This window comes from Hymenobacter humi (genome assembly GCF_042665855.1).
GTDB classification, from domain to species: Bacteria; Bacteroidota; Bacteroidia; order Cytophagales; family Hymenobacteraceae; genus Hymenobacter; species Hymenobacter humi.
Window position 1 is genome coordinate 4526387 of the sequence record NZ_JBHTEK010000001.1, and the last position, 14105, is coordinate 4540491.

General features: G+C 61.3%; 15 protein-coding genes and 1 pseudogene. 7 read left to right on the top strand and 9 right to left on the bottom strand.

All coding sequences use genetic code 11. The features are described 5' to 3' along the window. The first annotated feature begins 264 nt into the window (after window positions 1-264). Entirely contained in the window at window positions 265-561 is a 297-nt protein-coding gene (locus tag ACFQT0_RS25620; RefSeq protein WP_380205817.1) for a hypothetical protein, read from the top strand. Then, complete coding sequence (locus ACFQT0_RS31775; protein WP_449272086.1) at window positions 483-2414, top strand: hypothetical protein; 1932 nt, start codon at window positions 483-485, stop codon at window positions 2412-2414. The genes ACFQT0_RS25620 and ACFQT0_RS31775 overlap by 79 nt, the downstream gene beginning before the upstream one ends. Before the next feature lie 20 nt (window positions 2415-2434). Here the strand turns inward: ACFQT0_RS31775 and ACFQT0_RS25640 are convergent, their stop codons facing one another. After that, on the bottom strand, window positions 2435-3481 hold the full coding sequence (locus tag ACFQT0_RS25640; RefSeq protein ID WP_380205821.1) for an NAD(P)-dependent alcohol dehydrogenase: 1047 nt from the start codon (window positions 3479-3481) through the stop codon (window positions 2435-2437). Between the two features lie 130 nt (window positions 3482-3611). Between ACFQT0_RS25640 and ACFQT0_RS25645 the strand changes: the two genes are divergently transcribed. Next, the gene (locus ACFQT0_RS25645) at window positions 3612-3917 is read left to right on the top strand and encodes a DUF3817 domain-containing protein (RefSeq protein ID WP_380205822.1); all 306 of its coding nucleotides are present in this window, start codon (window positions 3612-3614) and stop codon (window positions 3915-3917) included. Here ACFQT0_RS25645 and ACFQT0_RS25650 read toward each other — a convergent pair. Both ACFQT0_RS25650 and ACFQT0_RS25655 read right to left on the bottom strand, forming a co-directional pair. Beyond that, on the bottom strand, window positions 3914-4666 hold the full coding sequence (locus ACFQT0_RS25650) for a DUF1990 family protein (protein WP_380205823.1): 753 nt from the start codon (window positions 4664-4666) through the stop codon (window positions 3914-3916). The genes ACFQT0_RS25645 and ACFQT0_RS25650 overlap by 4 nt on opposite strands. Beyond that, entirely contained in the window at window positions 4650-5225 is a 576-nt protein-coding gene (locus tag ACFQT0_RS25655) for a DUF1990 family protein (protein ID WP_380205824.1), read from the bottom strand. The genes ACFQT0_RS25650 and ACFQT0_RS25655 overlap by 17 nt, the downstream gene beginning before the upstream one ends. 131 nt (window positions 5226-5356) lie before the next feature. On the opposite strand from ACFQT0_RS25655, the gene nfi reads away from it, so the two are divergent. Further along, window positions 5357-6055 (top strand): deoxyribonuclease V, encoded by a 699-nt coding sequence (gene nfi / locus ACFQT0_RS25660; RefSeq protein ID WP_380205825.1) that lies wholly within the window; start codon window positions 5357-5359, stop codon window positions 6053-6055. On the opposite strand, the gene ACFQT0_RS25665 is transcribed toward nfi, so the two are convergent. Next, window positions 6027-7076 carry a glutamate--tRNA ligase family protein gene (locus ACFQT0_RS25665; protein WP_380205826.1) on the bottom strand — a complete coding sequence of 350 codons (1050 nt, stop codon included), beginning with the start codon at window positions 7074-7076 and terminating at the stop codon, window positions 6027-6029. The two genes, nfi and ACFQT0_RS25665, sit on opposite strands and share 29 nt — an antisense overlap. A 273-nt stretch (window positions 7077-7349) precedes the next feature. Between ACFQT0_RS25665 and ACFQT0_RS25670 the strand changes: the two genes are divergently transcribed. The 3 genes from ACFQT0_RS25670 (at window position 7350) to ACFQT0_RS25680 (ending at window position 11155) form a co-directional block, all read left to right on the top strand. Continuing rightward, complete coding sequence (locus tag ACFQT0_RS25670; RefSeq protein ID WP_380205827.1) at window positions 7350-8816, top strand: complex I subunit 4 family protein; 1467 nt, start codon at window positions 7350-7352, stop codon at window positions 8814-8816. Window positions 8817-8951: 135 nt separating this feature from the next. Then, window positions 8952-10352 carry an NADH-quinone oxidoreductase subunit N gene (locus ACFQT0_RS25675; protein WP_380205828.1) on the top strand — a complete coding sequence of 467 codons (1401 nt, stop codon included), beginning with the start codon at window positions 8952-8954 and terminating at the stop codon, window positions 10350-10352. Window positions 10353-10627: 275 nt separating this feature from the next. Further along, a complete protein-coding gene (locus ACFQT0_RS25680) occupies window positions 10628-11155 on the top strand; it encodes a M15 family metallopeptidase (RefSeq protein ID WP_380206138.1) in 528 nt (175 codons plus the stop codon). Between the two features lie 102 nt (window positions 11156-11257). Here ACFQT0_RS25680 and ACFQT0_RS25685 read toward each other — a convergent pair whose 3' ends face one another. The 5 genes and pseudogenes from ACFQT0_RS25685 to ACFQT0_RS25705 all read right to left on the bottom strand — a co-directional run bounded on the left by ACFQT0_RS25685 (window position 11258) and on the right by ACFQT0_RS25705 (window position 14105). Then, window positions 11258-11734: a 3-ketoacyl-ACP reductase gene (locus ACFQT0_RS25685; protein WP_380206139.1), complete on the bottom strand. Its 477-nt coding sequence runs from the start codon at window positions 11732-11734 to the stop codon at window positions 11258-11260. After that, window positions 11721-11975 (bottom strand): SDR family NAD(P)-dependent oxidoreductase, encoded by a 255-nt coding sequence (locus ACFQT0_RS25690; protein WP_380205829.1) that lies wholly within the window; start codon window positions 11973-11975, stop codon window positions 11721-11723. The genes ACFQT0_RS25685 and ACFQT0_RS25690 overlap by 14 nt, the downstream gene beginning before the upstream one ends. A gap of 324 nt (window positions 11976-12299) precedes the next feature. Continuing rightward, window positions 12300-13139: a penicillin-binding transpeptidase domain-containing protein gene (locus ACFQT0_RS25695; protein ID WP_380205830.1), complete on the bottom strand. Its 840-nt coding sequence runs from the start codon at window positions 13137-13139 to the stop codon at window positions 12300-12302. 49 nt (window positions 13140-13188) lie between these two features. Next, window positions 13189-13668 (bottom strand): annotated as a pseudogene (locus ACFQT0_RS25700) (peptidoglycan glycosyltransferase); the annotation flags it as partial. 32 nt (window positions 13669-13700) lie between these two features. Beyond that, the gene (locus tag ACFQT0_RS25705; RefSeq protein WP_380205831.1) at window positions 13701-14105 is read right to left on the bottom strand and encodes a hypothetical protein; all 405 of its coding nucleotides are present in this window, start codon (window positions 14103-14105) and stop codon (window positions 13701-13703) included.

A 14105-nucleotide genomic window follows, 5' to 3' on the forward strand; every position in this document is an offset into this window, starting at 1 on the left:
ATAAGTCCTGCCATTACCGGATGAAGTAGCACTGGAAAACGCATCGTCCGGTTTAGCTCAACAGTATAAAAGTAAGAATTTATTTAACTAATCCATACTCTTTTTTCGTAAATTCCGTAAAATATCCTGCCTTTCAATTGTACCATTTAATCTATTTATACCCTATGCGCCATGAAAACAGCTATAAACGCCAATGAATATAGGGTTTATTCATTATCCGAAAAAAGATTGCCAGCCCTTGCCCTGCAGTTCCTAAGCGGGCTTGTGCTGCTGCTTTTCACTGCGTTTGCCAACCCTGCCCAGGCAACCGATTTCGACAGCAATTTTATCATTCTGAACGGTACGCGGTACTATACCACCGCCAAGGGCAACGTGTCGGAGCAGCCCTTCACCACCCTGACCAACATCGGCATTTTCGACCGAGGCACGGGCATCCTGACCCTGGGGGCGAGTCGAATACCCGGGAAACCGGCCAGGACGAAGTGCAGGCCGTTCAGTTATTTTATCGAATCTACCTGCAGGGCTCTACCCCTCCGGCGTCGTTCACTTCGCTCACGCTGAACTTTGAAAGCGCGGGGCCCAGCGGCCGGGACAAAAAGTGGGTAAACACCACCAGCAACCCCAACTTGCTGGCGGCCACGAGCGGGCCTGGAGTCTACGTGCTGGAGCTTTTCTTCCAGGCCGCTTATAATACTGGTAGCGGCGGCGCCACGGCGTTTATATTCGACAACAACGGCGGCGCAAATTACCGTACCACCTTCACCGTAGCCGGCAGCGTTCCTTCCCAGTGGACGGGCGCCGTTAGCGACGACTGGTTCAATCCGCTGAACTGGAGCACCGGGGTTATTCCCAACAGCACCACCGATGTCACAATCACCTTCTTTTCCACTGGCGGTTTTCCGTACCCCACCATTCGCAGCAACGTGCAGCCGGCGCAGGTGCGCACGCTGCGCATTCTGGGCAACAACGGCGCCCTGGGCGCACGCAACTTCCTGACGGGCGGCGAGCTGCAGGTATACGGCGACTTCCTGGACCCCAACGGCGGGTTTGGGCAGTCGGGCGGGGTCTTCACCCTGGCCGGGGGCACGCAGGTCTTCGACGGGGCGGCGTTTACTAACCTTCGGATACAGGGCGGCGGCACCAAAATCCTGAACAACCGGATGGACGTCCTGGCCGGGTTGAGCTTTGTTGGCCTGGGCGGGGTTATCTCCACCCGTACCGACAACCCCATCCTCTACAGCGTAGACCTGGGCATCAATGCCGCCGTATCCGGGGAGTCCGAAACCAGCTTCGTATTGGGTATTCTGCGCGCTCAGCGCTTCGTCAACTCCGGGCAGATGGAGTCCTTTGGCAACATTGGGGTCGACCTCACGACCAACGGCCCGGCTCCGCGCATCACCCTGGCCACCCGCCTCACGGGCTACGTGTACAACGGGGTACCGCCGAGCAAAAGCGTAAAACGCAGCTTCACGTTCACGCCCGAGAACAACAACGTGCAGAGCTTCGACCTCGGGTTTCACTACCTGGATTCGGAGGTAAATGGCATTCTGGAAGAGGACCTGGTGCTTTTCCGCTCCCTCACCGGAGGCATTCCCTTCGAGCCTTTATTCAGAAGCACCCTCGACGACATCCGCAACATCGTCGTCCGGGACGGAATTACCGGCACCCTGGCCGCCACCTTCACCCTGGGCGACCGCAAGGTTCCGCTGCCCGTAACCCTGACCAGCTTCACCGCGGCGGCTCAGGGCTCCGATGCGCTGGTAAATTGGGCTACTGCCCAGGAAATCAACAGCAAAGGCTTTGAAGTACAGGCATCCAGCGACGGGAAGGCTTTCCAAAAGATAGGGTTCGTGGCTTCGGCCACGCCCAATAGCAGCGCGCCGCGCGCCTACCAGTACCGGGACGAGGGCGCCAAAAAATACGGCATCCGCTACTACCGCCTACGCCAGGCTCGACCTCGACAACAAGGAGAGCTTCTACGGTCCCAAAACGGTGAGCTTCGGCAGCACGGCGGGGGCCACCGCGCAAGGCTATCCCAATCCGTTCACGTCGGAAATCAACCTGACCCTGGAGACCATTGCAGCTGGCCGCGCCACCGTGACCATGTTCGACAACCTGGGCCGCCAGGTGCGCACCTGGACGCCGCTGCTGGCCCCCGGCAATTCCAGCGTTCAGCTTCCGGGGCTGGACGTGCTGCCCCGCGGCATCTACGTGGTGCAGGTGCGCCATACCGACGGGCAAACGCAGCGCCTGAAACTGGTGAAAGAATAGCCTTCCTGTCTTTATTCGAAAAAAGGCCCTGCGCAGTACGCAGGGCCTTTTTTATACTTATAGCCAATTCCCGGGCATCAACAAGTCGGAGGCGCGAACACAAACGGCCGGCCTTCCACATGGGAAGGCCGGCCGTTTGTTGAGCCAACTTAAGTTCAAAAGCTTAGTTGAGCGTGGCCAAATCAATTACAAAACGGTACTTCACGTCGCCTTTCAGCATGCGCTCGTAGGCCTCGTTGATGTCGGCGATGTCAATCAGCTCAATATCGGACATGATGTTGTGCTCGGCGCAGAAGTCCAGCATTTCCTGGGTTTCGGCGATGCCGCCGATGAGCGAGCCGGCAATGCGGCGGCGCTTGCCGATGAGATTGAAGGCGTGCACCTGGGGTGCTTCGGGCGGCACGCCGAGCAGAATCATGGTGCCGTCGCGGCGCAGCAGGTTCAGGTAGGCGGCCAGGTCGAGCGGGGCCGACACGGTGTTGATGATGAAGTCGAAGTAGTTGGTAACCGATTTGAGCTGGTCGGCGTCCTTGGTCACCACAAAGTTGTGAGCACCCAGCTCTTTGGCATCGGCCTCTTTGTTGGGCGAGGTGCTGAGCACCGTGACTTCGGCGCCCATGGCGGCGGCCAGCTTCACGGCCATGTGACCCAGGCCGCCGAGGCCCATCACGCCCACGCGGTGGCCGGGGCCCACCTTCCATTGGCGCAGGGGCGAGTAGGTGGTGATGCCGGCACAGAGCAGCGGGGCCACGCGGGCCAGGTCGAGCTTGTCGGATACCTTGAGGGTGTACTTCTCGTCGACCACAATCTGGCTGGAGTAGCCGCCGTAGGTGGGCTGGCCGGTGCCGCGCTCGCGGCCGCCGTAGGTGCCTACCATGCCCACTTCGCAGTACTGCTCGAGGTTTTCGAGGCAGCTGGGGCAGGTGCGGCAGGAGTCGACCATGCAGCCCACGCCAGCCAGGTCGCCCACTTTAAAGTTTTTCACGTGGTCGCCCACTTTTGTAATGCGGCCCACGATTTCGTGGCCCGGCACCATGGGGAAGATGGAGCCGCCCCACTCGTCGCGCACCTGGTGCAGGTCGGAGTGGCACACGCCACAGAACTGGATATCGATGAGAACGTCGTGCGGGCCGACTTCGCGGCGCTCGAAATCGAACGGCGCCAGGGGTGCACTGACCGCCGGAGCGGCATAGGCTTTGGTTGGAAGCATAATAATGAGTTGAAATGGATAAGTTGAGCTGAAGGCAGCAGGGGCTAAACCGAACCAGGGCGCGAAGGTTTGGCAGGGCGCCCGGGAAAGTACGGAGTAGCTTTGTGCCACTATTTTATGTTTTTCCGCTATGCCGTCAGTATCCGGTCGTTTGTTTTTAAGCTCGTTGGGCCGCCTGCGGCTCGTTGCTTTCCTGGAAGGCGTTTCGTTGTTGGTGTTGCTGGGCATTGCCATGCCCCTGAAGTACCTGGCGGGCCAGCCCACCGCCGTGCGCTACGTGGGCATGGCCCACGGCCTGCTGTTTGTGGCTTACGTGCTGCTGCTGATTGTGGTGGCCATTGAGCGGCGCTGGTCGTTTGGCAAAACGGCGCTGGCACTGGTGGCTTCTGTGGTGCCCTTCGGCACGTTCTGGGCCGAGCGCCGCCTGTTCCACTAAGACACTGAGGCAGTTACTACGGGCACCGGGGCCGGGGCGGGGGTGCCCTGGGCCAGGGCCGTGGCCACCATTTCGCGCATGCGCCTCAGCGATTCGCGGGCAAACTTGCGCTGCAGTGCCCGCCCAAACAGCTTGAACCCTACCCAATAAAACGGGTTGCGAATCTGGCCGGACTGCGACACAGCGTGAATGCGAAACTGCACCGCGCCGGTGTTCAGGTTTTTGTGGATGGTAAAGTCAATCTGGCCGCGCTCGAAGTGGCCTTCGAGCGTGCGGTAGCCGTAGCCCCACACCCGCTCGGGCCCCGTGGGCGTGTCGCGGGCGGCCTCGTCGGTCACGCCGCTCACCCGCACCCCGAAGTAGAACTTGAAGAACAGAAACTGCGCCCGCAGTACCATGATGCGCTTTTCGAGCGGGCCGTCGGGCGAGAAAATGCCGGTAATCAGGTCCGGTGGCGGGAAGGCGTAGCGGCGCAGCACGTCCTGGGCCGCGGCAAAGGAGCCGGCCGCGGCGGGCGGGCCAGGCGCTTCGGCGGGCAGGTCGGTTTCGTAGTCGTCGATGCGCCAGCCCGTGGCACTGGTGTACTCGTTCTGGCGGGTGAAGTCGTAGTTGACTTCGGCGTTGGCATAGGCGTCGAGGCGGGCGCGGTATTGCTCCCACGGCGCCGGCGTAGCCCTTGCGGGGGCAGGGGCCGGCAGCGTCGTGGCTGGCGGGGCGCTTGGGTTGGGCTGGCTACGCGTGGCGCTCATGGTCGTTGGGGCCGGTTTCGGTTTGCGTTAGGGTTTCCACCACCACGTTGCTCAGGGCCTGGCCGCCGCTGGCCGCGGCCACGCGTCGGCAAAACTCTACCCAGGTGGCTTCCTGCACGCGCTTGCCCACGCCGAGGGTGCCGTAGGCGAAGGCCACCAGCCCATCGCGGGAGCGGGCCCGCGAGCGGATTTCGAACCGCAGCACGTCGGGCGATTCGTCCAGGTAGTGGGCTTCGAAGTGAATGCGCCCGGCCTCGGGGTGACCTTCCAGCGTGATGAGCTCAAACAGGGTGTCGCCCACCTCGGTCACGCGCACGCAGCCATTCCAGGGCCCCAGAATACTGATTTCGAATTCTTCGCCCACTCGCAGACCGTTTTCCGGGCCTTCTTTCTTCTTGAAATCGGCCAGGTACTCGGGCGCAAACCGGGCTACGTCGGCCTGCACCTCGCCCATGAGTTGGGCGGGGGTGAGGCGCGGGCGCGCCACGTCGATGAAGTAGCGGCGCTCGAGCCACGGGCCCGAGCCGGTGGCCGCGGGTTGCTCAGAATGGTTGGCCAAGGCAATGAGGAATGAAGGATGAGGAATGAAGAATTATTGCCACCCGCTGCCTATACGGCTCCCCGACACGTAGGATACTTTTCTTCTCCGCGGCAATTCCTCATTCTTCCTTCCTCATTCTTCATTAAAACATGGCCTACTACCGCCCGCCCGGCCCCCCACCCGACCCCGTTCTGGTTCAAACCCTCACCCAGCAGCAGCAGGAAATGCGCCTGCGCGTGCGGGCCGAGCCCCTGGCTCAGGAGCCGCGCCTCATCGCCGGCTGCGATTCGTCGTTCCCCACGCCCGATACCATCCTGTCGGTGTTTGTGGTGCTGAAATTTCCCTCGCTCGAACTGGTAGAGAAGGTGTACAACTACGGCGTGGTCGACATGCCCTACGTGCCCGGCTTCCTCTCTTTCCGCGAAGCGCCCAACGTCATCGAAGCTTTCGCCAAGCTCCAGAACAAGCCCGACGTCATCATGGTCGACGGTCACGGCATAGCACATCCGCGCCGCATGGGCATTGCCGCGCACCTTGGCGTGCTGCTCGACATGCCCACCTTCGGCGTAGCCAAGCAAAAGCTGACGGGCACTTTCACGGAACCCGGTATTGAACGGGGCAACATCACTCCGCTCACCGACGCCAAAACCGGCGAGCTGATTGGCAACGTCATTCGCAGCAAAGACAAGGTGCTGCCGCTGTTCGTGAGCCCTGGCCACCGCTGCGACCAGGCCACCGCGACCAGGCTCACGCTGGCCTGCCTGCGCGGCTACAAGCTGCCGGAACCCACCCGCCTGGCTGACCATTGGGCGGAGCAGTTCAAGAAGGAAGTGCGGCAGGCTCAGTAGCGCCCCCCGGAGGCACCTCACCCCCGGCCCCTCTCCAAAGAGAGGGTGCCACGGCACACAGTTTTAGCTCAATTTTAAACGAAAAGCCTTGGCTCAATCTTAAGTCAAGGCTTTTCGTTTGGTTACCGTCCGGCTCCCCTCTCTTTTGGAGAGGGGCTGGGGTGAGGTGCCCTTGCAACGTCTGTAAACTTTCCACAGCTTCAACCGGCATCTTCAGCAACCTGGCCACCGCATGAAATACAGCCTGCGGACCCTGCCGGGCATGGCTCAATACGCCCGCATCCAGCGGCAGCTGCTGCGACTTGGAGAGCTTCTGGCCAGCGTCATCGGTCAATAGTGCATGGTGATAAAACCGAACGCGCGAGGTGTTGAACGCGGCCGTTTCGATTAGTTGGCTGGCCAGCCAGAGCTGCGCGGCTGTGCTGGGTTGCAAATCAATGCCGCGCACAACCAGGGTGGTGCCCAGGCGCAAGTCGTCTACCACGGAGGCTACCTGGTAGGCAGGCACGCCGTCTTTTTTGCGGATGACGAAATCGGGCATAAGGGCGGCCAGGGGAATGCTGGTGGCGCCTTGTAGTCCGTCGGGAATGGCCACGGTGGTACCGGGCGGCACGTGGGCCCGCCAGGCCACGCCAGGCGTATCAAGCGGGACGGAAGCCTCGGCGTCGTTGGTGCGGGAACGGGTGCTGGCCGTTACCAAACCGGGAAGTTGAGCCATCCGGCGGAGCACGGCGTTGTACTCGGGCAGGTGCAGCAGCTGCGAGTAGTGACGCAGAAAATCATCGGGCCCGGTGGGGCCATGGTCGTAGTCGATGCCCAACCAGTCGATTACCCGGAAAATATTATCCAGGTAAGCCGGGCGCAGCCGGGCCCGGTCTAGGTCGTCGATGCGCAGGTGCAGCACCCCGCCCGCCTGCCGGGTGAGCAGCCAGGTCAGCACAAAGTTTACGGCGTTGCCCAGGTGCAGGAAGCCGCTGGGCGTGGGCGCCAGGCGCGATACAACGGCGGATTTCTCGGTCATGGTCGGGTGAAATTACCTGACAGCGCCCACGCATCCTGCTGCAGAACACTCATGGTGGCTCAACTCAAAGCTGCCCGGCTCAGGATGAAACTACATATTCTGCTACTTCACTGCCAGCGGCTGGCCATTGTCCACCCCGGGCCAGGGCGCCGGAAAGCGGCCCAACCGTAGAAGTTGCGCAAATACAGCGGAGCCTTACTAGTCCGTGCGTAAGTTTGCGGTCAATTTGCGGGTGGGTTCCCCTTCTCCGCAACGCGCCCAACCCGCTCGTTCATGCTGACTGCTGTACTGCTTTTCCTCCCTCTTGCGGCCGCCTTGCTGCTGCATTTCACCAAGGGAGCTACCGCCCGGGCCCTGGCCCTGGGTGTTTCCGCCCTCGAATTTGGTCTTGCGGTGTACGCCGCCTTTGCCTTCAAAGCCACCGGCACGGCGGGCTTTAACCTCAACTACGCCTGGATTCCCTCGGCCGGCATCAACTTCCACATTGGGCTCGATGGCCTGAGCTTGCTGCTGGTGCTCCTCACCACGTTCCTGGTGCCGCTCATTCTGCTGGCCGCCTTCAAGCACAAGTACGACAACCCTTCGGCTTTCTACGCGCTGGTGCTGTTCATGCAAACGGGCTTGCTCGGCGTGTTCATGTCGCTCGATGCCTTCCTGTTCTACTTCTTCTGGGAAGTGGCGCTGATTCCGATTTACTTCCTGGCCGGCGCCTGGGGCGGCGAGCGCCGCGTGGCCGTCACGCTTAAGTTTTTCCTGTACACGGTGGTGGGCTCGCTGTTTATGCTGGCCGGCTTTGTGTACCTCTACCTGCAAACCGGCCCCGGCGTGGGCAGCCTGGCAGCACACTCGTCGGAGCTGTCGGCCTTCTACAGCCTCAAGCTGAGCGCGGCCGAGCAGTCGTGGCTGTTCTGGCTGATTTTCGCGGCCTTCGCCGTGAAGATGCCCATCTTCCCCTTCCACACCTGGCAGCCCGATACCTACACCGAGGCTCCCGCCCCGGCCACCATGCTGCTTTCGGGCATCATGCTGAAAATGGGCATCTACGGCACCCTGCGCTGGCTGCTGCCGGTGGTGCCGCTGGGCGTCAGCCAGTGGGGCAAGCTGGTTATCATCCTGTCCATCATCGGCATTATCTACGGGGCCATCATCGCCATTCGCCAGCGCGACATGAAGCGCCTTATCGCCTACTCGTCGCTTTCCCACGTGGGTCTGATGGCGGCCGGCGTATTCTCGCTCACCCAGATTGGCCTGCAAGGCGCGGTGGTGCAGATGCTGGCCCACGGCGTAAACGTGGTGGGCATGTTCTTCGTGGCCGACGCCATTGAGCGCCGCACCGGCACCCGCTTCATCCCCGACTTGGGTGGCCTCACGCGCCGCACGCCGGTGCTTTCGGTGTGCTTTCTGGTGATGCTGCTCAGCACCGTGGCCCTGCCACTCACCGGCGGCTTTGTGGGCGAGTTCCTGCTGCTGGCCGGTGTGTACCAGTACAATGCCTGGGCGGGCGCCATTGCCGGCCTCACCATCATCTTCTCGGCCGTGTACCTGCTGCGCATGTTCCAGCGCGTCATGCTCGGCCCCGACTCGGCTTTCTCCGAAACCATCACCGACCTGACTGGCGGCGAACTGCTGATAATGGTGCCGCTAATTGTGCTGGTGTTCTGGCTGGGCTTGTTCCCGGGCACGTTCCTGCAGTTTTCGGAGCCGGCCGTTATCAATATCCTGGCGCTGGTAGGGCGCTAATTTTAGCTTATAGCTGATGGCTATTAGCTGTTAGCTGTCGCCTTTGCACGTTTGGCTTCTGAGCTAAAAAGCCGACCACAAACACCTTCAGCAAAAGAGCTAGTAGCTAACAGCTAGTGGCTAACAGCTAACCATATGACCTCCATCATTCTCCTCTCCGTCTTCGGCATCCTCAACCTGTTCCTGGGCTTCATGCGCTCGAACAAGGTGCTGCTGCCCGGCGCCATGCTGCTGCTGCTGGCCGTGTTCGGGGCCAACCTGGCCGACTGGAACGTGGTTCACGCGCCGTACTTCAACAACATGCTGGTGGTCGACAACTACACGGTGGCCTTCACCGGCATCGTGGTGCTCACCACCATTGCGCTGCTGCCTTTCTCGCGCAGCTACGTGGTGGCCGGCGAAGCCAACCTGGCCGAATACTACGCCCTGCTGCTGTTCTCGCTGGTGGGGGCCGTCATGATGGTGGGCTACGACCACCTCATCATGCTCTTCGTGGGCATCGAAATTCTGAGCATCTGCATGTACGTGCTGGCCGGCTCAAGCAAGCGCGACTCGCGCTCCAACGAAGCCGCCCTCAAGTACTTCCTGATGGGCGCCTTCGCCACCGGCATTCTGCTCTTCGGCATTGCACTGCTCTACGGGGCCACGGGCACCTTCGTGCTCTCGCAGCTGGCCACGGCCATCGCCGCACCTCAGAATGCCAGCCTGCAGCCCATGCTCTACATCGGCATCCTGATGATGATTATCGGCATTGGCTTTAAGGTATCGGCCGCGCCGTTCCACTTCTGGACGCCCGACGTGTACGAGGGCACGCCCACCTTCTTCACCGCCTTCATGAGCACCGTGGTGAAAACGGCCGGTTTCGCCGCCTTTCTCAAGCTGCTGGCCGTGGCCCTGCCCGGCGCCCAGAGCTTCTGGCTGCCCACCATTCAGGCCATGTGCGCCCTCACGCTGCTGCTCGGCAACGTGGGCGCCGCTGCCCAAACCAGCACGAAGCGCATGCTGGCCTACTCCAGCGTGAGCCACGCCGGCTACCTGCTCATCGGCCTCGTGGCCAGCCGGGGCAACCTCACCGGCGACGCCGCCAGTGGCATTTTCTTCTACTCCTTGGCCTATTCCATCGCCACCATCGCCGCCTTCGGCGTGCTGAAACTGGTGGCCGACCACCGCCAGCGCGACGACTACGCCGGCCTCAATGGCCTGGGCAAAACCAATCCCCTGCTGGCCTTCAGCATGACGGTGGCCATGCTCTCGCTGGCGGGCATCCCGCTTACGGGCGGCTTCTTCGGCAAATTTTTCCTGTTGGCTGCGGCCGCCGGCCAGGGCTACATCGGCCTCGTGGTATTTGCCGTGGTGATGAGCATGGTGGGCCTTTACTACTACCTGCGCCCCATTATTGCCATGTATATGCGTCCCGCCGAGGAAGGCGCCACGCCCGTTCCGGTAGACGGCATCCAGAAGGCCACGCTAGTCCTGCTGGCGCTGCTCACCATTGCGTTGGGCATAGTGCCGGGCTTCCTGAGCGGGATTCTGTAGGCATGTATAAGAGTCAACAAAAAAGCCTCCATTTGGAGGCTTTTTTGTTGACTGGTCCAGTCTGCCGTTGATTTTGAAAATTCCTCCCTTTGCATTCGACCCCTATATTTAATCGAATTTAATAGAATGCATTATGGGCGATTCCGCAGAAATCTATGCGCCATTCCGGAAGCTGGGGGCGTTTTGTGCGGTGGTTTTAATTAGCAGTTGCGCCGCCAAACCGCCGCAGGAAACCGGCGATTTTAAACCCTCGGAACTGGTGGAGCTGCAGCAGGCTGGACCCCACCCTCCAGCTTGATATCCGGTACGCCACCAGCAGCAACTTTATGCATCGGCCCCTGTACACGCAGCCCCGGGCCTTCCTGCAGCGCCCGGCGGCCGCCGCGCTGGCGCAGGTAAACCAGGAGCTCAAGCCGCTTGGCTACAAGCTCCTGGTATTTGACGGGTACCGCCCGTGGGCCATCACCAAACAGATGTGGGACAGCACGCCGGACGCCAACAAGGAGTTTGTGGCCAATCCCCAGAAAGGCTCCCGCCACAACCGCGGCTGCGCCATCGATTTGAGCTTATGCGAGTTGGCTTCGGGCAAGGAAGTCGAAATGCCGGGCCAATACGACGAAATGAGCCCGCGCTCTTATGCGGCCTACGCCGGTGGCACGGCCGAGCAACGCGCCCGGCGGGATTTGCTCCGCAGCAAGATGGAGCAACACGGCTTCAGCGTGTTAGAGGCCGAATGGTGGCACTTCGACTACAAAGACTGGAAGTCGTACCGCATTCAAAACACCCCTTTCGAGCAACTATAGCCGGTTACTCTCCCTGAAACTTAGCCCAACCGGGCATAATAAAGCAAAGCGGCCCCGCAACGAGTGTTGCGAGGCCGCTTTTATCTTCGGCAACCAGCTCAATTACGGATTCGTCGACCACATGCCCGCTTCCTTGATGAAGATGCGGCGGTTGAGCTTGAGCTGCGATACGATGAATTCGGCCAGGTCTTCCGGCTGCATCACCTTTTCGGGGTTGCCGTCGGTGAGCTTGTTCTCCAGAGCCAGGGGCGTGGCCACGGTGCTGGGCGTGAGGGCCGACACGCGGATGTTGTGCTTGCGTACCTCCTGCATCAGCGCCTCGGTGAGGCCGAGCACGGCAAACTTGGAGGCGCTGTAGGCACTGCTGCCGGCGGCAGCTCGCTGCCCGGACGTGGACGAGATGTTGATGATGTCACCGGTCTGGCGCGCTATCATAACCGGAAGCACGGCGCGCGTCACGTAGTAGGTACCCAGCACGTTCACCTGGATGATGTGCTCCCATTGCTCGGGCTCCATCTCCAGAAACTTGGCGAAGCTGCCGATGCCGGCGTTGTTGATGAGGATGTCAATCGGGCCCAGGCTCCTGGTGAATCTTGGCGACGGCCACGTTCACGGCGGTGCGGTCGGCGATGTCGGCCACGGCCGTGGCAACGGTGCCACCCGTGGCGATGATTTCGGCGGCCAGCACTTGCAGGTCACTTTCGGTGCGCGCCAGCAGGCCCACTTGCACCCCTTCGGCAGCCAGCGCCAGGGCCACGGCCCGGCCGATGCCTTTGCCCGCGCCCGTTACCAGGGCGACTTTTCCTTGCAGAGATTCCATATGTAGTATCGGTAGTAAATGAGGAGGTGTATAACCAGCTTACGCAAGGATTGTTGGCTTTCAATAACCAAAAACCGTCATGTCGAGCGCAGCCGAGGCATCTCGCTCGCTCCGCCCATCATGCTCATCTAGCGTCCGCCTGCGAAGCATCTTCTCACGGCTCAACGACTTGTGCTGACCTGATAAGGTCCTTCGCTCTGCCCAGGACGACAGACGATTGGATTACTACCCCACGCGAGATGCCTCGGTTGCACTCGGCATGACGGTTTTTGGTTAAACCTTCTTTGTACGGCTAATGCAGATTCTTGGTGAAGTCGCCGTACATCACCCAGTTTTCCCAGGTTTTGCGGTGGGGGCCACCTTGCCGCGCAGGTACTGCTCAATCATGAGGCCGGCTGCCGGCGCGGCGCTCACCCCGCCAAAACCGCTGTTTTCGATGAATACCGCGATGGCAATCTTGGGGTCCTGCGCCGGCGCGAAGGCCGCGAAGGTGGCGTGGTCGAAGCCATGGGGGTTTTGCACGGTACCGGTTTTGCCGGCCACCGAAATGCCGAATTGAGCCAACGAAGCCAGGTTGCCGGTGCCGCCCTTGCTATCGACCACCTGCTGCATGCCGGGAATGATGTACTTAAACAGCGTGGTATCGACGGCGGTGTAGTGCCGCTGCTGGTACTCCGGCAGCGGGCCGCCGTTGCCAATGCCGCGCACGAAATGCGGCGTGTAGTAGTAGCCGCGGTTGGCAATGGTGGCCAGCACGTTGGCCATTTGCAAGCCCGTGATTCCGATTTCGCCCTGCCCAATGCTGAGCGAGTACACGGTTTTGTAGTTCCAGCGGTGGTGGCCCAGGCGCTTGTCGTAGTAGTCGGGCGAAGGAATGAGGCCGCGCTTTTCCTGCGACATGTCCACGCCCAGCTTCTCGCCCAGGCCGAAGGACTTCACCATTTTTTGCCACTGGCCCAGGCCCAGGCGCGCATCCTCGAAGCGGTTGGGCGACTGCCCGCGCAGCACCGCCGCCCGCATCACCTGGTAGAAATACGGGTTGCAGCTGTTCTTGATGGCAATGCTCACGTTGCTGGGCCGCTCGTGGTCGTGCGTGCACTTCACCAGCTTCTGGTTGCAGTCGAAGGCCGTGTAGGGCTTCACCACGCCCAGCTGCAAGGCCACCAGGCTCGTTCACCAGCTTGAATACCGAGCCGGGCGGGTACGTGGCCATCAGGGGGCGGTCGAAGAGCGGGCGCTCCGGGTTGTTGAGCAAGGCCATGTAGCGGTTGCCCGAGCCCTTGCCCGTGAGCAGCTGCGGGTCGTAGTTCGGGGCCGAGACAAAAGCCAGAATCTCGCCGGTTTTGGGGTCGATGGCCACAATGGAGCCGCGCCGGCCGGCCAGCAGCTTTTCCCCATAAGCCTGCAGCTCGGCATCGATGCTCAGGTGCAAATCCTGCCCGGCCACCGAGAGCGTATCGAACTCGCCGTCCCGGAACTTGCCCTTCTCGATGCCGCGCACGTTCACCATCTTGTACTGCACCCCGCGCCGCCCCATCAGGGTTTGCTCGTAGTACGACTCCAGGCCCGAGATGCCGATGTTTTCGCCGGGCCGGTACTTGGCATACTTCGGCTTTTCGAGGAAGGCGGGCGTGATGGCGCCCACGTAGCCCAGGGCGTGAGCTAGGTTGGGCGTGCGGTAGGCCCGCGCCATGCGCGTCTGCGTCCGAAAGCCGGGGAAGTCGCTCAACTTATCCGAAATGGCCGCCAGGCTCGCGCGAAGTCAGGTTCTGAACAATAGGCGAAGGCTTGTTGCGGGAGTATTTTTTGGCCGCCAGCATGCCGGCCCGTAGGTCTTCCAGCGGAATTTGCAGCAGCTCGCAAAACCGGGCCGAGTCGAGCCTGCTTCACTTCGCGGGGCACCACCATCAGGTCGTACACCGGGGTGTTGTTGACCAGCAGCTGGTCTTTGCGGTCGTAAATCAGGCCCCGGTAAGGCGTCTGCACGATGCGCTGGAGCGTGTTCTTGTCGGCGGCCAGCTTATAGGTGCCGTCCAGCACCTGCATGAAGAACAGCCGGGTAAGGAAAATAAGGGCCACCACCAGAAAAATGCCTTGCACGACATATTTGCGGCCTTCCAGGTATTGCAT